The organism is Aequorivita capsosiphonis DSM 23843 (assembly GCF_000429125.1).
GTDB lineage: Bacteria > Bacteroidota > Bacteroidia > Flavobacteriales > Flavobacteriaceae > Aequorivita > Aequorivita capsosiphonis.
This window is the reverse complement of record NZ_AUBG01000002.1, coordinates 187,662-213,701: the sequence shown is the minus strand read 5'-3', so window position 1 is coordinate 213,701 and position 26,040 is coordinate 187,662. Positions and strand designations below refer to the sequence as shown.

Annotated in this window: 21 protein-coding genes; 15 read left to right on the top strand and 6 right to left on the bottom strand. The window is 36.4% G+C overall.

All coding sequences use genetic code 11. From position 1 onward, the window contains the following. Positions 1-31: 31 nt before the first annotated feature. Positions 32-2,296 (top strand): translocation and assembly module lipoprotein TamL, encoded by a 2,265-nt coding sequence (gene tamL, locus G440_RS0103305; protein ID WP_245574819.1) that lies wholly within the window; start codon positions 32-34, stop codon positions 2,294-2,296. A 14-nt stretch (positions 2,297-2,310) separates the two neighbouring features. Here tamL and G440_RS0103300 read toward each other — a convergent pair whose 3' ends face one another. After that, positions 2,311-2,922, bottom strand: coding sequence for a hypothetical protein (locus G440_RS0103300; protein ID WP_026449991.1), 612 nt, complete (start codon positions 2,920-2,922; stop codon positions 2,311-2,313). A gap of 152 nt (positions 2,923-3,074) precedes the next feature. Between G440_RS0103300 and msrA the strand changes: the two genes are divergently transcribed. From msrA to G440_RS0103285, 3 genes are all read left to right on the top strand, one after another. Then, positions 3,075-3,620 (top strand): peptide-methionine (S)-S-oxide reductase MsrA, encoded by a 546-nt coding sequence (msrA, locus tag G440_RS0103295; protein WP_026449990.1) that lies wholly within the window; start codon positions 3,075-3,077, stop codon positions 3,618-3,620. Positions 3,621-3,750: 130 nt separating this feature from the next. Next, the gene (gene msrB, locus G440_RS0103290; RefSeq protein WP_026449989.1) at positions 3,751-4,308 is read left to right on the top strand and encodes a peptide-methionine (R)-S-oxide reductase MsrB; all 558 of its coding nucleotides are present in this window, start codon (positions 3,751-3,753) and stop codon (positions 4,306-4,308) included. A gap of 326 nt (positions 4,309-4,634) precedes the next feature. Continuing rightward, the gene (locus G440_RS0103285) at positions 4,635-5,081 is read left to right on the top strand and encodes a cold-shock protein (protein WP_026449988.1); all 447 of its coding nucleotides are present in this window, start codon (positions 4,635-4,637) and stop codon (positions 5,079-5,081) included. A gap of 75 nt (positions 5,082-5,156) precedes the next feature. On the opposite strand, the gene G440_RS19395 is transcribed toward G440_RS0103285, so the two are convergent. Beyond that, complete coding sequence (locus G440_RS19395) at positions 5,157-5,438, bottom strand: YtxH domain-containing protein (protein WP_034258905.1); 282 nt, start codon at positions 5,436-5,438, stop codon at positions 5,157-5,159. Between the two features lie 359 nt (positions 5,439-5,797). Between G440_RS19395 and G440_RS0103275 the strand changes: the two genes are divergently transcribed. The 5 genes from G440_RS0103275 (at position 5,798) to G440_RS0103250 (ending at position 12,427) form a co-directional block, all read left to right on the top strand. Further along, positions 5,798-7,414: an SDR family NAD(P)-dependent oxidoreductase gene (locus G440_RS0103275; RefSeq protein ID WP_084426581.1), complete on the top strand. Its 1,617-nt coding sequence runs from the start codon at positions 5,798-5,800 to the stop codon at positions 7,412-7,414. A 125-nt stretch (positions 7,415-7,539) separates the two neighbouring features. After that, on the top strand, positions 7,540-7,761 hold the full coding sequence (locus G440_RS0103265) for a VF530 family protein (protein WP_026449986.1): 222 nt from the start codon (positions 7,540-7,542) through the stop codon (positions 7,759-7,761). A 95-nt stretch (positions 7,762-7,856) separates the two neighbouring features. Next, the gene (locus tag G440_RS0103260; RefSeq protein WP_026449985.1) at positions 7,857-9,410 is read left to right on the top strand and encodes a DEAD/DEAH box helicase; all 1,554 of its coding nucleotides are present in this window, start codon (positions 7,857-7,859) and stop codon (positions 9,408-9,410) included. 272 nt (positions 9,411-9,682) lie between these two features. Then, positions 9,683-10,921, top strand: a complete 1,239-nt coding sequence (locus G440_RS0103255) for a peptidoglycan-binding domain-containing protein (RefSeq protein WP_026449984.1) — start codon at positions 9,683-9,685, stop codon at positions 10,919-10,921. A gap of 159 nt (positions 10,922-11,080) precedes the next feature. Further along, entirely contained in the window at positions 11,081-12,427 is a 1,347-nt protein-coding gene (locus G440_RS0103250) for a DEAD/DEAH box helicase (protein ID WP_026449983.1), read from the top strand. A 3-nt stretch (positions 12,428-12,430) separates the two neighbouring features. Here the strand turns inward: G440_RS0103250 and G440_RS19390 are convergent, their stop codons facing one another. Further along, on the bottom strand, positions 12,431-14,659 hold the full coding sequence (locus tag G440_RS19390) for an nSTAND1 domain-containing NTPase (protein WP_051285124.1): 2,229 nt from the start codon (positions 14,657-14,659) through the stop codon (positions 12,431-12,433). Continuing rightward, complete coding sequence (locus G440_RS0103240; protein WP_026449982.1) at positions 14,656-16,167, bottom strand: toll/interleukin-1 receptor domain-containing protein; 1,512 nt, start codon at positions 16,165-16,167, stop codon at positions 14,656-14,658. The genes G440_RS19390 and G440_RS0103240 overlap by 4 nt, the downstream gene beginning before the upstream one ends. 340 nt (positions 16,168-16,507) lie before the next feature. Between G440_RS0103240 and G440_RS0103235 the strand changes: the two genes are divergently transcribed. After that, positions 16,508-17,440, top strand: coding sequence for an EamA family transporter (locus tag G440_RS0103235; RefSeq protein ID WP_026449981.1), 933 nt, complete (start codon positions 16,508-16,510; stop codon positions 17,438-17,440). 58 nt (positions 17,441-17,498) lie between these two features. Here G440_RS0103235 and G440_RS21160 read toward each other — a convergent pair whose 3' ends face one another. Next, complete coding sequence (locus G440_RS21160) at positions 17,499-17,654, bottom strand: lmo0937 family membrane protein (protein WP_014783457.1); 156 nt, start codon at positions 17,652-17,654, stop codon at positions 17,499-17,501. A gap of 181 nt (positions 17,655-17,835) precedes the next feature. Beyond that, positions 17,836-18,477 carry a hypothetical protein gene (locus G440_RS0103225; RefSeq protein ID WP_026449980.1) on the bottom strand — a complete coding sequence of 214 codons (642 nt, stop codon included), beginning with the start codon at positions 18,475-18,477 and terminating at the stop codon, positions 17,836-17,838. 356 nt (positions 18,478-18,833) lie between these two features. On the opposite strand from G440_RS0103225, the gene G440_RS0103220 reads away from it, so the two are divergent. From G440_RS0103220 to G440_RS0103200, 5 genes are all read left to right on the top strand, one after another. Beyond that, positions 18,834-19,889, top strand: a complete 1,056-nt coding sequence (locus G440_RS0103220) for an NAD(P)-dependent alcohol dehydrogenase (protein ID WP_026449979.1) — start codon at positions 18,834-18,836, stop codon at positions 19,887-19,889. Positions 19,890-20,278: 389 nt separating this feature from the next. Next, positions 20,279-22,516: an ATP-binding protein gene (locus G440_RS0103215; protein ID WP_026449978.1), complete on the top strand. Its 2,238-nt coding sequence runs from the start codon at positions 20,279-20,281 to the stop codon at positions 22,514-22,516. Positions 22,517-22,558: 42 nt separating this feature from the next. Further along, positions 22,559-23,230, top strand: a complete 672-nt coding sequence (locus G440_RS0103210) for a response regulator transcription factor (protein ID WP_026449977.1) — start codon at positions 22,559-22,561, stop codon at positions 23,228-23,230. A gap of 517 nt (positions 23,231-23,747) precedes the next feature. Then, on the top strand, positions 23,748-24,950 hold the full coding sequence (locus G440_RS20555) for a serine hydrolase domain-containing protein (RefSeq protein WP_026449976.1): 1,203 nt from the start codon (positions 23,748-23,750) through the stop codon (positions 24,948-24,950). A 42-nt stretch (positions 24,951-24,992) separates the two neighbouring features. Further along, the gene (locus G440_RS0103200) at positions 24,993-25,748 is read left to right on the top strand and encodes a carbonic anhydrase family protein (protein ID WP_026449975.1); all 756 of its coding nucleotides are present in this window, start codon (positions 24,993-24,995) and stop codon (positions 25,746-25,748) included. Positions 25,749-26,040 lie beyond the last annotated feature (292 nt).

Here is a 26,040-nt window from a genome sequence, read left to right as displayed (position 1 = left end):
AACAAGTCACCTAAAATAAGAATTTTAAGCTTTGAATATTTTTAAATATAAAATAGCATTCGTTTTAATTGCGACATTTATCGTACTGCAATCCTGTGCCGTAAAAAAACACGTGCCAGATGGCGAGCGGCTGTACACAGGTGCGAGCGTTGAAATAGAGTCTGATTCTGTAATCAAGAATGAGGCACAGTTAAAAGCTGTATTGGAAGAAGCTTTACGTCCAAAACCTAACAAGAAAATTCTAGGAATGCGATTGGGACTTTATTATTATTATAAAATGCAGAAAGAGCATCCTGGTTTTATCAATAAGTTTCTCTATAAAAAATTAGGCGAACCACCAGTTTATCAAAGTGATGTGAAGCCTTATGAAGTTCAGGATATATTGCTTAACAGGATGGAAAACAGAGGGTTTTTCTACAGTAAGGCAGTTTCAGAATTTGACGAGAAGGAAAAGGAAGCTTCAGCTAAATATACTGTAAAAGCACTTTCACCTTATACAATAGCTACATACCAATTGGATAGTTTATCGGAACCCATTTATTCAAAAATAAAGAAGAGTGTAGCTGCTACCAAACTTAAAAAAGGTATGCGATTTGATCTTGCCAATATGAAAATGGAGCGGGAGCGAATAGACAGCGACTTAAAGAGTGAAGGCTATTATAATTTCAATCCTGGATTCCTCATTTTTGAAGCAGATACCAATCAATACGATAAAAAGAGATTTGATCTTTTCCTTAAATTAAAAAAAGAAGTACCCCAAAAATCGATAGTTCCTTATAAAATCTCAAAAATAAATGTTTACGCCAATTACGATGTACAAGATTCCACGGTAAGTGATGTGGCGCGCTTTAATGAGAAAAACTTCATTAATAGTGAAAATTTTTTTAAGCCAAAATATTTAGATCCATTTATCACCTTGGAAGAAGGGCAGCTTTACAGCCCTACGACTTCAAAAAATACGGCAAGAAGACTTTCATCCATTGGGGCTTATAAGTTTGTAAACATCCAATACACTGAAAAAGACTCGCTCCTTTCAGACAGTTTGGGAATTTTGGAGGCTAACATATTCCTTTCACCTTTAAACAGGCGTGCTTTAAGAGCTGAATTGCAAGCCGTTTCTAAATCGAATAATTTTGCAGGTCCGGGAATTGCCCTTACTTATAGTAATCGAAACTTATTTAAAGGAGGGGAAACTTTTAATACAACTGCAAAATTTGGGTATGAATTTCAAGCGGGTGGCGGTGGAAATAGCGGAAATACCAGTGTTGAACTTGGCCTAAAAAATGAACTGATATTTCCCCGTGTTATTTTCCCTATAAAAATAAACAGTGACTTTTTTAAATATTCTATTCCTAAAACAAAAACCAGTTTAAGTGTTGATTATTTAGCCAGAACAAAGTTATATGCCTTGCTTTCTGGTACCGCCCAATTCGGTTATGTATGGCAAGCGAATAGATATATTACACACGAGATTATACCTATTTCTATCAATTATACAAAACTCTCGAACACTACTAAGGAGTTTGATTCAATATTGCGGCAGAATCCATTTTTAAAACGCAGTTTTGAGCAACAGTTTATTTCAGGTCTCAATTATTCCTTCACCTATAATGGAATGGTTGATACAGCGAAAAAGCATCAGTTTTTTTTAAATGCTACCCTAGATGTTGCAGGAAATAGTTTAAGCCTTTTCGGAAAAGAGAACGAAACTGGAACAAAGGAGTTTTTAGGCTCGGAATACGCACAATATGCAAAGGCTGATGTAGATTTAAGATATCACTTCAACTTTGGGAAGGAGCAAGTAATCGCCACCCGGCTTTTTGCTGGCTATGGACTTCCGTATGGGAATTCAGAAATAATGCCTTATGTGAAACAGTATTATTCTGGTGGTCCCTATAGCGTAAGAGCATTTAGAATACGCTCTTTGGGCCCTGGTACTTATAGTGATGAAGAAAATCCAAACAGTGATTATTTTGACTTAACAGGAAATATTCGGCTAGAAGCGAATATCGAATATCGATTTCCTATTTTTTCATTTTTTAAAGGCGCTGTTTTTGCAGATGCGGGAAATATATGGAACTCGAAGCCCAATGAGGCTTTTGATGGTAAGGATAAGTTTACTTCAAGTTTTATGAATGAATTGGGAATCGGTGCCGGAGTTGGGCTTCGGGTAGATGTGCAGGGCTTTGTAATCCGTTTTGACTTTGCCGCGCCAATTCACGACCCGTCAAAAGATGGCTACAATTTTAACGTTAAGGAAACGGTCTTCAATTTTGGAATCGGATACCCTTTTTAGCGATTTTAGAGGTATTATTTATTGAGCTTCTCCATCAGCGAATCATAATCTTCAATAGTTACGTGAAGCACGCCGCCCAAACTTATAATTGGATTTTGTACTGAATCTATTTTTACTTTTGCATTGACAAATGCTGGAGCCAATTGAGTTTTTAATTCAGGTTTTTCTGAAAAACTATAGGACTTATATAAGTAATGGCTTCTTTCTAAATTTGAAACAAGGCTGTCGCAACTTGTGCAGTTTTCAGGAATATAAACTATTAGTTTTTTCTTTGGTTCGATTTTAATCCCTTCAGATTCTCTTCTTAAAGCGCGTTTTGAAAGACTGTCATTTGCTTCTAAGTTATAGGTGTAATTAGCCTTTTTGCCCCTTTCAACAATTAAGTTGGCCAACAATACTTTTGACGCGGCAGGAACTCGCACGGGTCTCGGTATCCTTTTGCTCTGTCTAAAGTTGGTTCCCTCCACATTAATGGTAACATCCAAATCTTGTTCGTTTTTATTGAGTGCATAAAGAAAAAGCCGGTTGGCTTTCGTCTCTTCAACAATTTCTATCGGTTTTTCTTGTGAAAATAGGGGCGTAAAACATATTAGAAGCAAAGCTACACTTAGTAATTTTTTTAACATGGAGTTGGATTTTTATTTCTTCCGAAGGTATAAATTTTGTTAAGAACTCAAAAAAGAATTTGCAATGACAACGGTTATCAGCTTTAACAATTAATTATTAAGCTTAAAATTGCTAGTGATTATCTTTGGAAGACAAAATTATAATGATGAAAATGGAAAATAAAAATTTAGAACAATTAACCGTTGGAGGTGGCTGTTTTTGGTGTACCGAAGCAGTTTTCGACCAAATAAAAGGAGTGGAAATGGTAGTTTCAGGATATTCTGGAGGAACTGTTCCGGGAATTCCAACCTACCGTGAAGTTTGTAGTGGTTTAACCGGTCACGCAGAGGTAATTCAAGTTAGCTTTGATCCCTCTGTTGTTTCATTTGAAGATTTGCTTATTATTTTTATGACAAGTCACGATCCCACAACTTTAAACAGGCAAGGGGCGGACCAAGGAACACAATATCGCTCGGTAATCTTCTATCATGATGAAAAACAAAAGCAAATAGCGGAATCTGTAATAAAGGAGATGGCACCATATTATGAGAATGCCATTGTAACGGAAATAAGCCCTTTGGAAAAATTTCATCCAGCGGAAGGTTCGCACCAGGATTATTACGCCAATAACTCATCTCAAGGCTATTGTACAGCAGTTATAAACCCAAAATTGGCAAGATTAAGAGAGATGCATGCAGATAAATTAAAGTCTGCTTAAAGAGAATATCCACTTCTCTTTTATGACTTTTACGCTGTATTTGGGAAAGCTTTTACAAACCACCCCGACTAAAATTGCGTATATTTTATATACACTTAATATATTCAATTCATAAAAAACAATATTAGTTATGAAAACCTATTTTTTAAAAACACTAACACTTTCCTTCGGTCTATTAGTTAGTCTTTCGCAAGTTTCTTGTCAAAACAAGGAGAATAAGAGTTCTGATAATTCCATGAGTGTATCCCAGGAAAAGATGGAATCGCCTCAAGAAACCGCAATGAACAGCAAATTCCCTGAAGCAAAGTCTGATGCGGAATGGAAAGAGATTCTAAATGATTCGCAATATAAGGTCATGGTTAAAAAGGGAACTGAAACACCTTTTAAGAATGAATACAATGATAATCACCAAAAAGGTACTTATGTTAGTGCTGCAACTGGGGAACCTCTCTTTCGTTCTGAGGATAAATTTGAATCTGGAACAGGATGGCCATCATTTACCAAACCAATTAACGATGATGCCGTAGTTTGGGTTAAAGACAACAGCTTGGGAATGAGCCGTGACGAAATAGTAGAAAAGTCAACTGGACTGCATTTAGGACACGTTTTTAATGATGGCCCGGAACCAACTGGTCTGAGATATTGTATGAATTCTGCAGCGTTAAAATTTGTAAAGGATAAAGAATAACTCGGTTTAGTTTCAATTTTTACAAAAACCTTCTTCGGAAGGTTTTTTTAGTCTATATCTCAGTTGTTCGTCTTAATAGCCAAGTTGTATTCCAATAAATTATTTACTGGGTAGAAAGCGTTCGATTACTAGGAGAGAGGTTTAATTATCATTAATTTAATCCCTTTTTATGATGCTAACCATTTAATTTACCGTATCTTTGACGCTTCAGGGCAATTGAACATTTAAACCCCAGTAAGGTAAAACAATAAAACAAACAGTAACATATAACTAAGAAAAAAGTCATCTGCCCATAGCCGATGGCTTTTTTTTATTCAAAATTCACAATGGCAAAATCGCAACAAACCTACAGTAAAAAAGAAAAAGAAAAAGCAAAACAGAAGAAGAAAGAAGACAAGCAAAAGAAAAAAGATGCTCGTCAGGCCAACAAAACTCCTGGAATTGATTTCGTATATGTAGATCACAATGGAAATCTTACCGATACTCCGCCCGATCCATCATTAAAAGTTGAAATTGAAGCGGAAGATATCGTTCTTGGTATCCCACCGAAAGAGGAAGGGGATCGTGAAGAGTTTGATCCAGTAAGAAAAGGGAAGGTTTCATTTTATGACTCTTCAAAAGGTTTCGGATTTATTATCGATAACGAAAATAATGAGAAATACTTTACCCACGTTAGTGGTATCATAGATGAGATAACTGAAAACGATAACGTTTCATTTGAACTTGAAAAAGGACAGCGTGGAATGAATGCCGTTAAGGTTACCAAAATCTAATTTTCACTTCTTTTAAAGCATAAAAAAATCCCGTTTTTAACGGGATTTTTCAATTTAAATAAAGTTAGAAATTATCTAACTTACAATATCTTTTGCTTCGTTTTTATAATCCTTAGCATCCTCTTTAAGATTGCTTGCCTCTCTCTTAGCTGAATTTTTCAGTTGGTCATATTTCTCTGAAATAGTATCTTCTACTTCCCCAGCTTTTTCCTTAATTTTTCTACCAGTTTTATTGGCTTTATCTTTTAAGTTTTGCTTTTCTTCAGGTGACATTTTTTTGTACTTCCAAAATGCAAGTGCACCTGCACCGGCTGCCAATCCCAAAGCTGCTAATAATCCTTTTCCTTTATTGTTCATAGTTGTTTGTTTTTTTTGTTTGAGTGAAGATACGGCTTTAGCAGCTTCTTCAATAATTCTAAACTGACTTTAATAAATATTTAATATTAAAGCGTGCTATTCTAAAAAGTATTCATAAATTTTTAAGATAAAAGAGAGATACACAGCTAAATTCAGAAGTCATTTTTGTCTGATTAAATATTATAACGAATAAACGGTAGCATCAAATTATCCAATGAAAGCCAATTAGATTTCTTTTACTGTTTAGATATTTCGGTGTTTAATTGGTATTTACAGCTAAGCTTTTTTATTATTCTCCTATTTTCACTTAAACTGCGCTATACATTCAAACTGTGACTATATTTGCCGAAAAATTAATTATGTCGCAGCAGCTTAATGAAAAGGAGGTTTCCGCTAAAGATGAACTTACCAATTCAAATTCAAAGGGTTCTGATTTTAACGAGAGTAATGAGATTAATGCCGAAGAAATAGCAAAGTGCATTTCAATTCTTGAGCGTTTAAACAGCAATACCGATCAAATTTTTGAAATCCCCAAAGAGCAACGCACGGCTTTATTAAAGGCTTCTGGACAACTTTCCCGTCCCAATCGCGATGAATTTTCGCGTAGAAAGAAGGATGCCAAGAAAGCGCAAAAGAGAAAACAAGCTGCCAAAGACAGAACCGCTCGCAAGGAAACAGGGATTAGAAGTGCCCGTGAAAATGTAGTTTTTGTAGCACCAAAAATGTTGGTGGCTGCCGATTTAACCAGTTCGGAAGTGGGAGAGTTGGAATCTCCACGTAACTGTTATGTGTGTAAAGAACTATTCACCAAGCTTCATCATTTTTATGATACGATGTGTACAGAGTGTGGCGACTTCAATTACGCAAAACGCTTTCAGACTGCTGATTTAACAGGGCAGGTAGCAGTTATGACGGGGTCTCGGCTAAAGATTGGTTATCACATTACCTTAATGTTATTACGGGCAGGGGCGACCGTTGTAGCAACCACTAGATTTCCTGCAGATTCTGCATATCGTTTTGGGCAGGAAGAAGATTACGATCAATGGTCAGATAGATTAAAGATTCACGGTTTAGACCTTCGACATATACCGAGCGTAGAGATTTTCTGTAACTATATAGAACAACAATATGATACTTTAGATATTCTTATCAATAATGCTGCCCAGACGGTGCGAAGACCAGCAGGTTTTTACCAGCATTTAATGGAGAGGGAAGAAATGCCTTTTGAAGAGCATCCACAATTTGTAAAGGATTTACTTCAAGATCATATCTATTGTTTACAGGAATTGAAGACACTTACAGATAATGTGGGCAAAGACCCAAATAAAAATCTTCCTGTTACTTGGCACGGTTCCGAACCGGGTATTGGAATTAGAGCCTCGGCGAAACTTTCACAGATTCCGTATAGTTTTGACAATTCAATTAGCGCTAGCGAGGTCTTTCCTGAAGGAAAATTAGACGCAGATTTACAACAGGTGGATCTTCGGAAAACAAATAGTTGGCGTTTAAGACTTGGTGAAATTGAAACCACTGAAATGATTGAGGTTCAGTTAGTAAACTCAATCGCCCCTTTTGTACTTTGCAACCGTTTGGGAGAACTTATGAAGAAGGAAAATACAGGGAAGAAACACATTATAAACGTTTCTGCAATGGAAGGGAAGTTCCATCGTTTTTTTAAGGAAGATCGTCATCCACATACCAATATGGCTAAAGCTGCCTTAAATATGTTAACGCATACCGCCGCCGGAAGTCTTGCTAAAGAAGGGATTTACATCAACGCAGTAGATACGGGTTGGGTTACCGATGAAGATCCTGTGGAATTGGCTAAACGAAAAATGGAGCTTCACGATTTTCAACCCCCTTTAGATATAGTTGATGGCGCAGCGCGAGTTATGGATCCGTTAATTGATGGAATAAATACCGGGAAACATTGGAGTGGAAAATTTTTAAAAGATTATAGACCTATTGATTGGTAGTTCTTTTTGGAGGAAAGAAGAAAGAACAAAGAAGAAAGAGGAAAGAACAAAGAAGAAAGAACAAAGAGGAAAGAAAAAAGACGTTTTGACTCACGACAAGATATGAATGCGACAACACAAACATTATGAATAACGAACAACCTAACAACCCATTACACGGAGTGAAACTTGCCGATATTTTGGAATATCTAGTAGATTATTATGGCTGGGATGTTTTGGGTGAAAAAATACTGATCAACTCATTCAACACGAATCCTTCTATAAAATCGAGTCTCACTTTTCTTCGGAAGACTCCTTGGGCACGTGAAAAAGTGGAGCAGCTTTACCTGAAAACCAAGTTTAAATAAGTTTCGGAAAAAATCTTTGGTAATATTCCTTTATTTCTTCGTCAAAAACCTACAAAAGCTTGTATTTTTGCAAACCTGCACAAATGGGAATTTTTATGACCGATATTCAAGACGCAATTCAAGAAAAGAAAACTGATAAGGAGCTGTACAGCTATCAAAAAGGGGCTATTGACCGAATTTTTGAAAAGTTTGAAACAGCCCCAGATGATTATCATTTACTCTATCAATTGCCAACCGGTGGTGGAAAAACAGTTATATTTTCTGAAATTGTTCGCCAATATTTGAAAAACCATAATAAAAAGGTGCTTGTAATGACGCACCGCGTTGAACTTTGCAAGCAAACTTCAGAAATGTTGACCAATTTTGGAGTGGTGAACAAAGTGGTGAACAGCACCGCCGATCTTTCAGATCAAGCTAAATACAGTTGTTTTGTGGCGATGGTGGAAACACTTAATAATCGTCTAAACGACAATAAACTTGATATATCAGACATTGGTTTGGTGATTATTGATGAGGCGCATTACAATTCCTTCACCAAACTTTTTAAGTTTTTTGAGAAGTCCTTTATTCTCGGGGTAACTGCAACCCCTTTAAGTTCCAACAGAAACCTTCCTATGAAGGATAACTATCAGGAGCTAATTGTTGGAGAAAGCATTCAATCCTTAATTGATAATGAGTTTTTGGCTGAAGTAGATGTATTTCAGTACAATATGGGGCTTACTTCCTTGGAAATTGGATCTAATGGTGATTATACCGTAAAGTCTTCGGATGACCTATATTCCGCAGTGGGAATGTTAGATCAACTTTATCAAGCCTATCTCAATCATTCCAAAGGTAAAAAAACCTTGATTTTTAATAATGGTATTAATACCTCCATACAGGTTTATTATCATTTAAAGGCAGAGGGGCTAAATGTTATGCACTTGGACAATACTGCTACCAAGAAGCAACGAAAGCAAATTTTAAAATGGTTTAGGGATACGCCAGATGCTATTCTAACATCGGTGAGTATCTTAACTACAGGTTTTGATGAACCTACTATAGACACTATAATTCTGAATAGGGCTACTCGTTCCTTGACGTTATACTTTCAGATGATTGGTCGTGGCTCGCGAATTCTGAATAATAAGTCCCATTTTTCGCTAATCGATTTAGGAAACAACTATCAACGTTTTGGTCCTTGGGAAGCTGATTTGGACTGGCAAGCTATTTTCACTTCGCCTGATTTTTATATGGATCGTTTGGTGAGTGATGATGAGTTGGAGAGCAATTTCAGATATGAAATGCCTGAGGAACTTCGCGCGGAATTTGCCAATACGGAGGAAGTGTATTTCGATATAAAATCTACTTATATTGATGCAACCTATAGAGGTGAATCCAGTAAAGTGGTATTGGAACGTTCTATTGAACAACATGCGCATATCTGTATAGAAAATAGTGAAGATGTTTATGATGCACTTGGTTTGGCCAAAATGCTTGGCGACGATATTGATCACCGAATTGATAAGTATTCCCAATGTATCAGTAAAAGCACGCATAACTTTATTACCTGGTTAAAAGAAGATTATCGCTTAAAATTGAGAAGCTACCTCCGCGATAATTTTGATACTGATTTCGAAAAAATACACGGCCATCCACCAGAAGATTAGTCTTCTAGGATGTTTTTAAATAGTTCTACAACAAGGAATTTTTTTACATAAAAATAAAACTTACGACGATTTTCTCGATGTAATTTCATACATTTAGTCCGAAAATAAGTGTATAATAAAATGACTTCCAGATAGTATGTTGGTTTTATTATCTTAACTTCAATTTTCTTCCTCACAAGATTATCCTCAAGATTAGTATTTTAAATAGATTTCAATTATAACTGATTGGTTTGAATTCAGTTTTGTCTATATATTAATTTAAAACTAATTTTATGAGCACGCTTTATCTTGGTAGCTGTGATAGGGGTAGCGTCCCCACAGACCGTAAAAAATTTCTTAATCCATACCATAAGGATGGACTTACTGCAGCCGCTGTTTCCTTTCGCGATGATGATAGAACTACTTGGCGTTCCTTTAGGGAAGAAAGCACAAAGGAAGTAGCTGAACTACAACAATTTCTGTATAAGGCAGGTTTTATGCCTAGAGGAGTTATCGATGGCATATTTGATTATGTAACCCAAGCCGCAGCAAGATTGTTTCAAGAGTATGTGCGCAGCTTAGATCCAGAAGGCGATAAAACGATGGTGCCAGATGGCATTGTGGGCAATGGAACCATGCAGCACGTACAACGCTGGAAAAGTCAAGGCAAAATAGCCGATTGGGGAAAAGCATCAACCAATCCATCAAAAGAATACAGTGATTGGATTACGCTCCTCAATGAATCAAAGGCATATTATAAAGCCAACCCAGGCCCAATAATGAAAGCTGTTAACGCTTTGGATAATACCTATTCTACGATTAAAGCGAGTGACTGGAATTTTAATACTGATGAAATTCATTTAATCGGAATACGCCGTAATCAAGACCAATCAGCTTCCAATAGACGGGCTAATGACGATTTATTTATTTTATTGGTCACTGGGATGGTTTTTAAATTTTGGGGCTCCACCGATCCCAGTAAAAATATGGTGGGAACAAGCCGAAAAGCACCATTTTTAGTAGAAGGACAACATAAATATAGGTTTGGATGGCATAAAATAAGTGATGAGAAAAAGATATATCGCGCCCTAAAACCCTATAATCCTAAAGGAGTAATTGTGCTGCGGGATTTGGACGACGACCATGCGCTAACTCCAAATGACCTTAACGTTCGGGGAAATAACAGCCTAGAAGCAAACAATAGTATCAACATCCATTGGTCTGGAATAGGAACTTCCAACTGGTCTGCGGGCTGTCAGGTAATTGTTGGCAAAAACTATATCAATAATCGTAATGAATTGGTGGATTGCTCAAAATTTGCCTCTACATCCTATAGTGAGCTCAATACCTCATCCAAAAAAACGAAAGGAGCTTATAATGTTTTGGCTGATTTGATAGTGTGTTACTCCAAACCCGGTATAGATCACGTTCTATATACGCTGGGACGGGAAGAATCATTAGACCTTGATACCAATTTCGGCTCTAATTATGCGCTTAATGCATTAAGAAAAATGAACCCTGCGGCAGTCTAGACATTCGTTATCTTTTTACTTAAAAATCAACGCCCTTATGCCTAAACGGTAGTGAATTTCTGTGGAAAATGATATTCCATCAAATTTAGAAGAATCAATAAATACATAAATGTGTATTATTCGTGCTTGAAACGCTACTTTTGCAGGAAATAAAATAAAATGGAGTCATTTAAGGAACTGAACATTTCCAAACAATTACATTACGCGATTGCCGATTTAGGTTTTGATAAACCCACACCAATCCAGGCGCAGTCTTATTCAGTAATTATGTCTGGTACCGATATGGTTGGGATAGCGCAGACTGGAACTGGGAAAACTTTTGCATATATGCTTCCCATATTGCAGGATTTGAAGTTCTCTAAGGAAGTTCATCCTCGAGTGATGGTTTTGGTGCCTACACGTGAATTGGTTCTGCAAGTAGTTGATGAGATTGAAAAATTCGGAAAATATTCTTCTATTCGGGTTCTTGGAGTGTACGGTGGTACAAATATCAACAATCAAAAAGCAGCAGTTGCTCAAGGAACGGATATAATCGTGGCAACTCCTGGCCGTTTATACGATTTGATTATCAGCCGAGCTATACAGTTAAAATCCATTAAAAAGATGGTGATTGATGAAGTAGACGTCATGCTTGATCTTGGGTTTCGTTTTCAGCTTACAAACATTTTGGAATTGCTTCCTAGCAAACGACAAAACATTATGTTTTCAGCGACCATGACGGACGATGTAAATGTTTTTATTCACGATTTTTTCCGTAATCCTGTCACCGTTTCAGTGGCCGTTAGTGGAACTCCCTTAGAGAATATTTCGCAATACGCTTATTCAGTTCCAAACTTTTATACAAAGGCAAACTTGTTACTCAATTTGCTTCAAAATGAAAGTGATTTTAAAAAAGTGCTTGTTTTTGTGCCAAATAAAAAGAGTGCCGATTTGCTTTTTGATCTTTTGGATGAATTCTTTGGAAGTGAAGTAGCAGTAATCCACAGCAATAAAACTCAGAATTATCGTATTCGTTCTATTGAAAACTTCAACAGCGAAAAAACTAGAATCCTTGTAACCACTGATGTTATGGCGCGTGGTTTGGATTTGGATAAGATAAGTCACGTAATTAATTTTGACACTCCCTCTTTTCCAGAAAACTACATGCACCGAATTGGAAGAACTGGAAGGGCAGAGCAGGAAGGAACTTCATTTTTGCTTTATACCGAAAAGGAAAAAGATGCAAAAGATACCATTGAAACTTTGATGGATCATAAAATTGAAGAATTGGAGCTGCCAAAAGAAGTAGAAGTTTCAAAAAAACTTACTTACGAAGAGCAGCCTGATGTAATTGAAGTTAACAATCCCAATAATATTGAGGAAGTAGGACCTGCCTTTCACGAGAAAAAAGAAAAGAACAGAAAGGAAAATCAGGGCGGCTCATACAAACGTATTATTAAACAAAAATATAAGAAACCGAAAACCCGCGGAGACAAAAACTACAACCAACGCAAAAAGGGAAAGTAAGGTTTAGGGTTCATAAACAATTTCAACAAACACCGCATTGGCTTGTAAACTGACACTTTTGATAAGGTAAATCTTGTTGATTTTTACACTATTTCCAGTTTTATAGTTTACAGACAAATCTTTATAGATATAGCGATTATCGTTCGCCCGAACAATATCATTTGTTTGGGGGATATCATCTGCTTTAAACTCGCCTTCTTTTCTGTAAATTACATCAAACACCGAATTCGGAATTCTATTACCGACGGTTTTTCCACTATACAAAAACCCGTTTTTGCCGATTTCCTGAATTTTTTTATTTGCTTCATCATTATGATTTCCGGATATAGAATCATTTTTTATATATCCCAAATAAGAAGCTAATGTGTTTTTCCCTAGTGCTGCTTGCCATGCTTCAAGATCTAAGTTGAAGTTATCTATTTCGCTTTTCAGCGATTGAATTCTTTTGGTGGCGGTAAGTGTATCCTTTGCAAACTTGGAGTATTCAAGTATATTATTTAAGGAATCTTTTTCTATAGCTGCCAAGTTTAAATATTTCTGATACGCCTTGACGGTATTATCTTTTTCAGCAACCAACCAAGCTTGCTGCATGTTTATAGAGTCAAGAAAGTTTTGCGCAATTTCTGAATATTCCCCTTTGGGATGGGATTCTAAATATTCTGTAAACCCGTCCACGTTGTTTTGAGATTTCGCAGTGCTCCAATCTATTTGCTCCATAGTAGGCTGGAGTAGAAAATAACTGAAAAGGGCAATAAATGCGAAAGCAATCAAAGTATATACGCTCCCTTTCTTAATACGTTTAATTCTTCGTTCATTTCGCTTTTTTATATTGTAAACCTTGGCACTGTTTGAAAGGTATTTCATCCCTTCATCAAAATTATCGTTATAACGGGAGGCCCAGAGTTTGTTAGGCTTAAACTTTTCATACCATTCTTGGGCAATTTCAAATTCCCTTCCGGAGAGTAAATCTTTTCGATCTTCCTTATTCGCTACATACGCATCACAGAGACGAATATATTGGATAGCGGCATCACTTTCCTCATCTACCCATGCGTTTAGGGATTTCCAATGCCTAATCAAGCTTTCGTGCGATATATCAATAAGTTTATCTCCAGAATCACCTATTTTATCAATAACTAAAAACGAACGGTTATTCTTTACAAAAGTATTTATTACGCCTAAAAGTTTTTCCTCGCTGGCACCGGTTAACTCTATTAAATCCTTTAATCTAGCGGGTCTACGTATTTTTCTACCATTTTCATCAATAGTTGTCAAGGCTTGAAAAAGTGCTTTTGCCAATGGCACTTCATCTGGTTTTAATTCCTTCAAAGCTTCATCGGCGTGCATGGACAGTGCATTTTCTATTCCGCCAATATGTTTGTAATCTTCAAGGTCGAGTTCCCCACTTTTATCTACGTTGTTTTCATATTCCCAGATGCGCATTAAAGCGTGTTGCACTAAGGGTAGTTCATCCTTCACAACTCCTAAATCGTTAATTAGCCTAGAAGTTAAGGCTGGATTAAAATTGCCACCGTATAGTTTTGCGGGTCCTTCAATTACCTTTTTTAGTTCCAATCTGTTTAGTCTAGGAACCAGATATTGGCTTTTGTTTAAAGCCTCAGGTAGGCCAAAAAACTGTGCGCAATCTCCAATGAAATCAGAACGCATGGTAAAAACTACGTAAAATGGAATTCGTTTTTGTTCTGAAAGCTTTAAAATTGTATTAACAAAGTCAATTGCTTCCGTTCTATTGGAAACGTCGCTTTGTTTTATAGAGAAGCGAAAGAGCTCCTCAAATTGATCAACGAGCAAAAAGAAATTAGCGTTTTTATTTTTCCGAAGTGGCTCAATAACATCCAAAATGGCAGAAACCCCTTGTTTTTTAATGCGTATAACAAATGCCTGAATTTCCGGATCTTCTACATTCGGATTAATTTGAAGTAAAATAGTTTCAGCTAGATTGAACATTGGGTTTTGTCCTGGCTTCATAATAGCAATCAGCCATTGACTACTGTTTTCAACCAAGTAACCTCCTTTTAAGGCAGGAATTAACCCCGCTCTTATCAGGGAAGACTTTCCACTACCTGAACTTCCTACTACCGCCACAAAACGGTTGGTGTGAAGACGTTGTAATAATTCAAGAGTCTGCTCATCACGGCCAAAAAACAATAAATTTTCATCATCTCTAAATGGCCGAAGTCCTACATATGGATTAAAGAAGTTATCGCTCATAGCCCTAATGCATTAAGATCCTTGAGAAAAGCTTGTAAAACCTCATCATCAAGAGGATTATTATGACTGTGATCCACCAATTTAACCATTGGATTCTGAGCTACTTTTATGGAGTTCATATCCTTTTCTGGAGGAGTAACATATATAAAGATGTCTTGGCCATAACGGTCGTAATCCATCAGCTTTTTAAGCGTATTCTTAACGCGAATATCCACCCAGTCCTTATGGGTTTCATTTCCATACAAAAAGATAAACTTTTTGGCTTCCCCAATGTTTGCATATAAGGATTTGATATTTTCCTGTGGGTCGCCATCTTCGGGGTTGAATATTAAATCGACATTATAATCATTTAATATTTTTTTCAGATCGAAGGCTTGCTTAAAGTCGTCAGTGTGTGTATCTAATAAAACTTTGATGGGTGCTCCATCTGGACTTTTCTTCTCTGAAAGCTTTTGTAATTGAACCTCTTGTAACTGTTTGGCATAATCATCGATCAACATGGCCAATTCGCCTTCATTGCCTCGTACAAATTCATATTTTTTTGAAGAAACGGTTGCATCTTCCAAGCCATTTACAAACTGCCGATATTCCTTGCTGTCTGTTTTATTTAGATCGGCATCTCTTGAAACCCAAATTAATTGTGGGATTTTGGATTCTAAAACCAATTCGGTTTGTCTTTGAATATAGCGCGATTGGGTTTCTCCGGGAATCTTTCTACCCGGAAAGTTTCCTAAAATATTAACCGCGAACTGTGATTTAGCAATGGCATCTTTTGTTATGCTATCATGAGTTTCAAAATTGCCTACAGAGGCATCTCCAGTTATAATATGATATCCTTTTTCTTTTAATTCGGCAATCACTCCATCCCGTCTGTCATAGAGGCTATCATTTACTTCAGACATAAAAATGGTGAAGCCTTTTTCCTTTTCTTCCTCTACAATTAGTGGTTCTTGTATTTCTGGGAGTTCTTTGGAGAAATCATCAAAAATTCGCACCAAAGCATTTCGCAATTGAATCATTTGCTCTCCAAATTGTGGACTCGTGTTTTTTAAGGGGTCACCGTATTCATTATCGTCATGGAAGGGAAAACCACTGGTGCCACTCAGTTTTTCCAGCCATTCGGTATGTGGAATATTGGACATAAATACAGGGATAATACGGGAGCGATTCCCTACATTCATTCCAATTTTTTCCTTGGCGACTTTTTCGTAGAAATGTTCCAATTCTTTTTTACAATATTCAGATTGTGGATAAAGCCTCGAATACAGGCAGATCATAATGGCTGATTTGTCTATTGCTTCTGCTATGGAATTGTCAAAAACTTCACTACGGTCAAGATTTTTTGAATCCCACCAAATCTTAATATTTCTGGAGTGCTTGTTGAGCTTTGTATCCAGATACTTATAAAATTGATCGATCCATCCGTCCTCCTCAAAAGTTTCAGATTCATTATCAGCGTGCACATAGCTAATAAAAATGTCGTATTCAAATCCTGGAATTAATGCCATAGCGTATGATTATTAAATAATTAAATCAAAATAGGGGACAGTAGTGATGTGAGGATAGAATAATATCTGCACTAATTTACAAATTATAACCTAAGATAGCTATATAATCCTCAAGAAAATCATCGATTAGTTGTTTATTGATCAGATTGTTGTGTTTGCTATTTTAAGATTGAAAAGCGAAATTAAAAATTTGTAGAGCGTTTAGAAATCAACCATGATTTAGCCTAGGGAAACGCTTATCTTAGCAATCGGTTGTCGGTTAAAAATTAATTAAGAAAAACATATAAAAATACTAATGCAACATTAATTTTGAATAAACTCCAAATTCCTCAGCAGAAAATTGAAACCAGAAACTAAAAATACAGCGCTGATTATTCTTGCCTTTTTCTCCATTTATGTTATTTGGGGATCTACTTACATGCTTAATAAAGTTGCGGTAGGGGAGTTACCACCGTTCTTTTTGGCTTCTATTCGTTTTACGAGTGCTGGGTTACTTGTTTTTATAATTTCGAAAGCAATGGGAAAAAGTCTTGCCATTACTCGCAAGCAGTTTATAAATGCCTTTATTGTGGGAGTGCTTTTTCTTTCCTTTGGGAACGGAGTTATTGTCTGGGCCCTGAAATATGTGGATAGCGGATTTGCCGCCTTAGAGATTTCCGCACAACCTTTAGTGGTTTTGTTATTGATGCGAATACTGCAAGGGAAACCGATAAAACTTATGTCATTGTTTGGGGTAGTCCTAGGAATTATAGGTATCGTTCTATTGGTAAGTCAAAAGGAAATAGTGACCAAAGAAGGCTCTGTAGTAGGAATGCTGATGATTTTTGCATGTATGCTCAGTTGGGCCTATGGCAGTTTATTTGTGGGGAAGGCAGATCTTCACAAAAACTTCTTTGTCAATACTGGATATCAAATGATTACGGCAGGAATTACACTTGCTGTGGTTAGTTTGGCTTTCGGCGAACAATGGATCGCTCCAAATAATTGGGGAGAGCGAGTACAATGGAGTATGGTTTTGCTTATTCTTTTTGGAAGTATTGTAGCTTACACCTCTTTCAATTATTTATTAAAGACGGTATCTCCAGATAAAGTAGCAACTTCTACTTATGTAAATCCAATAATCGCATTATCCTTAGGGTGGTATTTTTTAAATGAAGAAATCACAACTCAATCTATTATTGCAGCCGTAGTATTGTTGACTGGAGTTTATTTTATTACCACTACAAGGACCTCGATAACTATTCCCCGATTTTCAGGAAAAATAAAAAAGTAAATAAAAAAAGCCTTCAAATTTAAATTTGAAGGCTTTTATGATAATCGTCTGTTGCGTATTAGACTTTTCTTCCGGTAAGTAATTTATATATTATCATTATTACCGCTATTACCAGTAGAATGTGGATAATACCACCTATTGCTGGAAATAGAAAAAATCCGAATAGCCACCCTAAAACGAGTAAGACTACAATAATCCATAAAATGTCTCCCATGATTGCGTTGTTTAAATGTTTAATTGTTAGTGACGTGAAAGTAGTTTATTTATTTGATATATGTTAACTCATATCGCAATAGAATTGACGTAAAAGAATGTTTCTGTCAACAAAACTCACAAATAGACAAAAAAAAGCAGCCTCAATTGAAGCTGCCTTAATAAATTAACAAATGTAATTTCTATCCTCTATTTGGATTCTTCATTCTTTCTTTAGCGGTTGAAGAAGGTAAAAATACCTGAACGCCAAAGTTTAAACCAAGAGCATGTTGATAAGTTGTATTACCACCACCAACAAGGCCGTTATATTTTAAAGTAGATTCTAACGCAACGGTATTACTCACAAAATAAGAATATCCTGGACCAACGCCAAAAGCAAAACCATTTGTTGTGGCACCATCTTTTACGTTTACTCCAGCAATACCTGCATTTGCTTCCATAAAGAAACGTCCGCGTTTAAGCAAGTTATCTACTCCTTCCTCACCAGGACTTAAATAGTATCGGGAAAGACCCTGAACACCATAAGTTGTAGATTGGGTAGAAAAGCCATTGGTTTTAGCAGATTTTGCAAAACCTAGGTTTACAACTGCACCAAGCATAAAGTTATCTTGGATAAAGTATCCTACTTTAGGGCTTATACCCACATTGTAACCTGCACCCTCATTCAAACCGAAATTAAGTCCAAATAATCCACTGCTAGTGTTGCTAACCAGACCGCTTCCTATGTCACTTCCCAACATAAGGTTTCCTTTTTCAATCTGTGCGTTCGTAATTCCTGTAAACCCTATAATAAAGAGTGTACTTAAAAGTATTAATTTTTTCATGACATTTTTTTTGGGGCAACATTTATGATGAAGCCAGTTAATAATAGTACAAAGCTAGGCAGGAAGTTTATTGTAAAATTTATTTTCACATTTCGTTATAGCGCTTTTGGCTAAACTTTATAACCCCTGTGATGTAAGCTCTCATTGGACTGAAGACGCATTCAGGATACTCATAGCTTAATAGATTAATTAACAGAGGTTCATGATAAAATGATCGGTTTTTCAATACTTTAAGAAAGCTTTGAGTATTAACACTGCCTTAACCCAATTAAGATACTTGTGTAAATATCTTTACGGATCTTTAAGTAATTATATTCATTTTTCATCAAAAACGAAAATCAAAAACCTATAAATCAATGGCAATAACAACAAAAGCATACGGCGCAATTAGCGAAAAAGAACCTTTAAAACCGCTAGATATAAAACGTAGGGAAGTTGGTGAAAATGATGTGAAACTAGAAATCTCATTTTGTGGGGTTTGCCATAGCGACATCCATACGGTCCGAAACGAATGGGGTGGCTCAAAATATCCTGTGGTGCCCGGTCACGAAATTATTGGTCGCATTTCTAAAGTTGGACAAAATGTAAAGAACTTTAAGGAAGGTGATTTAGTTGGGGTAGGGTGCATGGTAGATTCTTGCCAAGAATGTGAGCAATGCAAAAAAGATTTAGAGCAACTTTGTGATAAAGGCGCCACTTTCACATATAACAGTGAAGACAAATACTTAAAAGGAGAAAGAACTTACGGCGGTTACGCTACGCAAATTGTGGTTGACAAAGAATTTATCCTCCGTATTCCAGAGAATATCGAAGCCGCAGCGGCCGCGCCCTTGTTGTGTGCTGGAATAACCACTTGGTCCCCGTTAAAACATTGGAACGTAAAGAAAGGAGATAAGGTAGGTGTTATCGGTCTCGGCGGTTTGGGACATATGGGGGTTAAATTTGCAAACGCACTAGGAGCCAATGTGGTCATGATTACTACTTCCCCTTCAAAAGCTGAAGATGCCAAAAAGCTTGGAGCCCACGAAGTCCTTATAAGTAATGACGAAGCGGAAATGAAAAAACATAAAAATTCCTTCGATTTTATTCTAAACACCATTCCCGTCGGCCATAGAATGGATCCCTATATCGCACTCTTAAAATACGATGCCACTATGGTACTGGTGGGTGCCATTGAACCTTTAGATCCTTTTCACGGTGGCGGACTTATAAGAGGCAGAAAAAGAATTTCAGGTTCGTTGATCGGCGGAATTAAAGAAACGCAGAAAATGCTCGATTTTTGTGGAGCGCATAATATTGTATCAGATATTGAAATGATTGATATAAAAGACATAAATGAAGCTTATGACCGCGTAGTTAAAGGCGATGTAAAATATCGTTTTGTGATTGATATGGCTTCGTTGAAAGAATAAAATTGGAACTAAAGAAACTTAAAATGCGACTTAATTGGGTCGCATTTTTTGTATAATCCAATTTGGCGAGAAGTTTATGCTAATCATTTATAATCAAAGTTGTCTGATAGCCTAAACACTTCAGCTTAGGCAAATATTAATCTAAAATTCCTAAACCCTGTTCAGTTAAAAAATCAAAACTTATTGTAAATGTGTTTGGAAAAAAATAGTATCATTCTGGATAAGAGATTAGTACGTTTTTATTTAAAAGTGTTTTCTAAGAAATTAACATTTTATTTTGATGTTAGAACGATTTATCTATCTTTATATCCATAAATACTTATGATTCCTCTATCTATTTAGGTAAAAATCATAGCTTAATTTCGATATTAACCTTAATTATTAGCGTATTGTTTTTTACCTTTTCTTCTTCCCATGTTTTAAGAATCCTCGTCTTTTCTGGAATCATTTTTTCCTGTATAAAAGGATTCGGACAATCAAAAATAGATAGTATCTCCGTACTTATTGAAAATGAAAGGGCGCCGGCAAAAAAGGCCAAATTTCAATTGGAAAGAGCGCTTCTCTATAAAAAAAATAATCGTGAAAAAGCGATTAAAGATATTGATGCGGCTTTAGCGTATTATAAAGATAAAGACGAAAAAGAAGGGGAAGTAGATAGTTATATTGCCTTCGGAAACGTTTACTTTCAGAGTAGAGACCCTTTAAAAGCTTCGCATTTCGATTCGCTTGCCATTCAGTTAGCGGATGAAATTTCCTATAAAAAGGGAAAAGCTACGGGATTAGGTAATTTGGGTAGAGAGTTTATTACAACTGGGAACTTTAATAAAGCGGAAGATCTTATAGAAAAATCCATTAAAGCCGAAGAAGGTTTTAATCCACAGGATAGGGATCGCTTAGCAGAACTATATAATCGTTTTAGCATCTTAAATGCTGAACGCGGTAATCACTTAAAGAGTTTATTTTTAAGTGAAAAAGCAATAAGTTTGGCGGAAGGCAGCAAAAACAATTCGCTACTTTCCAACATTTACATTAACCATGCCAACACCCTTTCCCGCTTAACAAAATTTGATGAGGCCGTTAAAGTTCACTTTAAAGTAATACGATTAACGGAAAAAAACCAAGACACTCTTGGCCTTCTGAGGGCCTACAACAACTTGGGCATTGCATTTAAAAATGCTGGGGAATATGACAAAGCACTCAAATATTACAGAAACAGCCTCGATTTAGGGAAGATTATTAAAAACTATAAGTCTATGGGGCTAACCAGTGTAAATATGGCCACCGTTTATTGTGGAAAGGGAGAATATAATGATTTGGATACACTTTATGAGCAAGGTATTCAATATTTCGAAAAGGCTTCAGATTTAGGGGGAATTGCTTTTGCAAACCATAATTATGGAAACTTTTTGGTAATCACAGAGAATTATGCCGAAGCAGATAAACGTTTACTGAAAGCTTATGAATTACGAAATAAAATAGGAGCAGAACGCCCTGCCGCTACTTCATTAGCAATTTTGGGGAAGTCAGCTTTAAAACAACAAAATTGGAATAAAGCCGAGGAATATCTTTTAGCCGCTAAAGAAATATTAGAAAAAAGTCATCGTGAAAGTAGAAGTTTAAAGGAACTTTACGGGTATTTGAAGACCCTATACACGGAAGAAGGAAATTTTGAAAAAGCACTTCACTTCCAAACAGAAGAGCTAGAACTGGAAAAAACACTATTTACTATAAGTGAAAAGGTTAACACTCTAAAAATAGAGACCGAATATGAATTGGAAAAGCGAGATATGGAATTGGCGCTCCAAAAGAAAAAGGAAAAACTCGCTAGGCAACGCGCTCTTTTTATTTTCGGTGGTGTTGTTCTCATTTTGTTAATTGCAACCGTATTTTTATGGTTACGCCGAAGACAGTTAAAAGAACGCCATCAGGCACATATCACGAATTTGAGTCAACAGCATCGTTTAAGCCTAACTAAAACCTTAAAGGACGCAGAACAGCAAGAGCGAAAGAAAATTGCCCATAAACTTCACGACGAAGCTGGCTCTATGCTTTCCATTGCAATATTGAATTTAAAACAAATTCAGCGCGATGTTTTTAAGACAGGTAGTCATGCCGAAAAAAAGCTGGATACAACTCAAAAGATTTTAGCCGATATCAGCGAAAGCGTACGGAATATAAGTCACACGCTGATGCCAATTGCCCTTGAAAAGTATGGATTAAAACCTGCCATTCACGATTTGGTGAACGCGGTTAACACTTCCCAAAAACTAAAGGTAGAAGAGATTTTGGAAGGCCTTGATGACACCAGTACTTGGAGCGAGGAGTTTTCACTCACTATATATCGCATAGTTCAAGAGGTGATGAATAACATCATTAAACACGCACAAGCAAGCCACGTGCTTTTGCAAGTTGTTGAACTGGAAAATTCCGTAACTATATATATTGAAGACAACGGAAAAGGAATGAGTGGATCCACTAATAGCAGTGGCATGGGGCTTAAAACAATTAAAAGTAATGTGGAATATCTAAATGGAACTATTGAAATAAATGGCAGCGATAATAAAGGAACTTTTATTCTTGCAGAACTTCCCATAGTGAAAATCACCGAGGAGAAAATTTCTGTTTAATTCCATGCAACTAAACGCATTAACTATAAAACCAAAATTTACATGCATAAACCCACTGATCCTCATCCAACTAAAATAAAGGTTATCATTGCAGACGATCATCCGCTCATTATAAGTGGAATTACCGAGGTTCTGGAGAAGAGCGAAAGTTTTAGCATTATGGCTACCTTTAAAAATGGAAATGGGTTAATGCAATCTTCCTGTTTGGCAGATGCCGATGTCTTGCTTTTAGATTTGAATATGCCTGGCAAAAATGGATTGCAGGTTTTGGAAGACATAAAAGCAATGAACCTCAAGCTTCAGGTTTTGGTGCTAACATCTTATTTTTCTAAACAGCTCGCGGACCAATGTGCTCTTTCGGGTGCTCATGGATATATTCTAAAGTCTGACGGGTTAGATACAATAGCGGTTACAATTTTGGAAGTAGTGGAAGGTAAAACAGCCTTCCCAGACTTTTCTAAAAATACCGAAGAAGATCCCAATGAGTTTACCTATCTAGACGAATTTCTAAAAAAATACAACCTCACCAAACGTGAAGCCGAGGTGATTCAAATGGTCTGCAAAGGTTATAATTCCAAGGAAATAGCGAAGCGCCTTTTTCTTTCTATCTTCACCGTACAAACCCATCGCCGTAACATTTTCAGAAAACTGAACATAGATGGAAACACCGTTTCACTATATAAATTTGCTTCAGAAAATGGTATTCTTCAGTAGATAGAAACGCTCGCATTCGTATCTTAAAGTTTTTTGAATGCCGAACTTTTTTTAAGCAAATCATATAAACCATCAACTAAAATGCGATCCACTGGGGATCGCATTTTTTTTATTTCTTACTAAAACAGGAGCCAATTATAACCCCAACCCAAGTCCTATAGCTTCTTAGTTATTTCAGTCGATGATGATTTACAATCTTCCTAAAACCATTCAGAAAAGTAAAACATAGAAGTACGTAGATCTACTTACACCATACGTAGGCTTACTTATTTCATAGAACTAATAAATCATATAATTTAGCAACTAAATAAATATTTATGGTTAAAAATTTAATATTAATGCAATAAAAATGTTTGTTTTATGAAATAAACTCAAAAATAAACTTGTTTAAAGACTGAGATATAAAAATCAATTATAACTAAAATATAATGAAACCACGTGATGGTTTTTTAAGCATCAACCTTCGAAAAGTAAGATTGTAACCTAAAAAAAACGTAATCATAATAAAACTCAAATTATGGATATTAAAATACTACTAATTGCAGTAATTCTAAGCCTCAGCGCAACTTCCATTTCTTGCAATAAAGATGATAATGGTGGTGATAAAAGAGATGTTCAGGATTCCTTGCAGCATCTAGCGGATAGTGTTTACAATAATTTTAACGAAAAATGGGATATAGATAAAGCGGGAGTTTTTGTTTATATCGATGGTCCAAACGGAACCTATATGGCCTCAAGTAATATAACGCCTAATCCACTTCCAGAATCCCACTTTAGAGTGGCCAGTATATCTAAAACCTTTACCGCTGCTGCCGTCATGTTACTTCAGCAAGAAGAAGCTTTAAACATTGACGATTTTATAAGTGAGTATATTCCCAATATTCCAGCTTATGATATTCCTTACAGAAATCAAATCACCATTAAGCAGTTATTACAACATAGATCAGGCGTTTTTGACGTTACCAATAATAAAATTCCTGAATCTGTCAATGCACCATACGCAGGTATGAAGTATGAAGATTACGTTAGGAGCCAAGACAATCAGCACACTTTTACTTTTGAGGAATTGGTGGCGATAAATGCAGAGCACCAATTGAGCGCAGCGGTTCCTGGGAAAGGTTTTTTCTATTCAAATACAGGCTATAATATTCTGGGGAAAATAATTGAGGTAGTTTCTGGGATTAGTTATAGTGAATTTATAGAGCAAAAATTTACCACTCCTTTAGGATTAACAGGAACGTATAGTGCTTGGAAGGGTAGCGATTTGGAAATGAGGACGCCGTACATAAATTCCTACTTGTACATTAAAGGCGAAGAAACCGAAGAAACTTCACAAGATAATATGTCAATACATGTAACAGAGGGCAATATAGTCTCCACACCAAAAGACATCACAAGGTGGATGCAATTGCTATTAACGGGAAATGCCGGAGTAAACGCATCAAACGTAGCCTTAATGAAAGAAATGTTACCCGCAGATGGAGGCCACGGCGTGTATGGCTTGGGCTTGGTTTATGACGAGGGTTTGGGCTATGGGCATAATGGCGCCCATCTAAGTTATATATCCTCCTTAAGGTATAATCCAGACACAGGAATAACCGTCTTGATGTCAGCCAATTTTATAAGGATTGATCCCGCTACTGGCAACGAAAGTGTCTTTGATCTGGGCTTAGATATTAGGGATGCGTGCCACGTGGCGATTCGGGAATATCAAAAATAATTATTAACCAAATTTTATATAAACCATTAAAACCAACTTATTATGAAAACAACAATTAAAATTTCAGCAATCGCAATTGCACTTATGTCCTTCACAGGCTGTATGCAAGGGCAAAAATCAGACAAAGACGTAGCAAAACTTGATGTTATGGCCGAAGAGCCAACAACTGTTTTGGTTGGTGAAGTTTTAAGTCAAAAGCAGCAAGAAGCTTTATCGCCAGATGATGTTATAAAATCCCTTGCAGATGGAAATACAAGATTTATAAATAATAATCTCACCGCAAGAAATCACTCAAAACAAGTAAAAAACAGTGTTTCTGGACAGTTTCCCGAGGCCGTAATTTTGTCTTGTGTTGACAGTAGAGTTCCTGTAGAAGATGTATTCGATAGAGGTATTGGAGATATTTTTGTTGCACGTGTAGCCGGTAATTTTGCCAATGAGGATATTCTCGGAAGTATGGAATTTGCATGTGCCGTTTCAGGCTCAAAACTTGTTTTGGTTATGGGACACAATCATTGTGGCGCTGTGAGAGCGGCTGTAGACGATGTTAAATTGGGAAATATTACTCCCATGCTACAAAAAATAAAGCCAGCAGTTGCAATGGTTGATTATAAGGGAGATAGAACTTCAGGAAACCTTGAATTCGTAGAAATGGCCAATCATAGTAATGTAAAAAATACTATTAGCAACATCAGAAAAAACAGCCCTATTTTAAAAGAAATGGAATATAAAGGTGAAATTAAAATTGTAGGTGCGGTTTATAATTTAGAAACTGGAAAAGTAGATTGGTTAAACTAGAATCCCCTTTTCAATTAGATAGATGTTATTGAAATTATTATTTTTAACTCTCCCAGGGCCAGAACAGCTTAAAAACTGTTTTGGCTTTTTTTATATCTATTCGTGTTCCAGGGCTAGCCAACAACCTAGTCTGACTTAAATTATACCCTGAGAATTCAAGAAAAAACGAGGTTAATATGTGCCAACCTAGATTTATTTACTCTCGTTCTTACTACTCTCAACCGAGAACCGACAACCCACAACCGAGAACCGACATCTCACAACAAACAATTCCACATATTACGGGATTCCG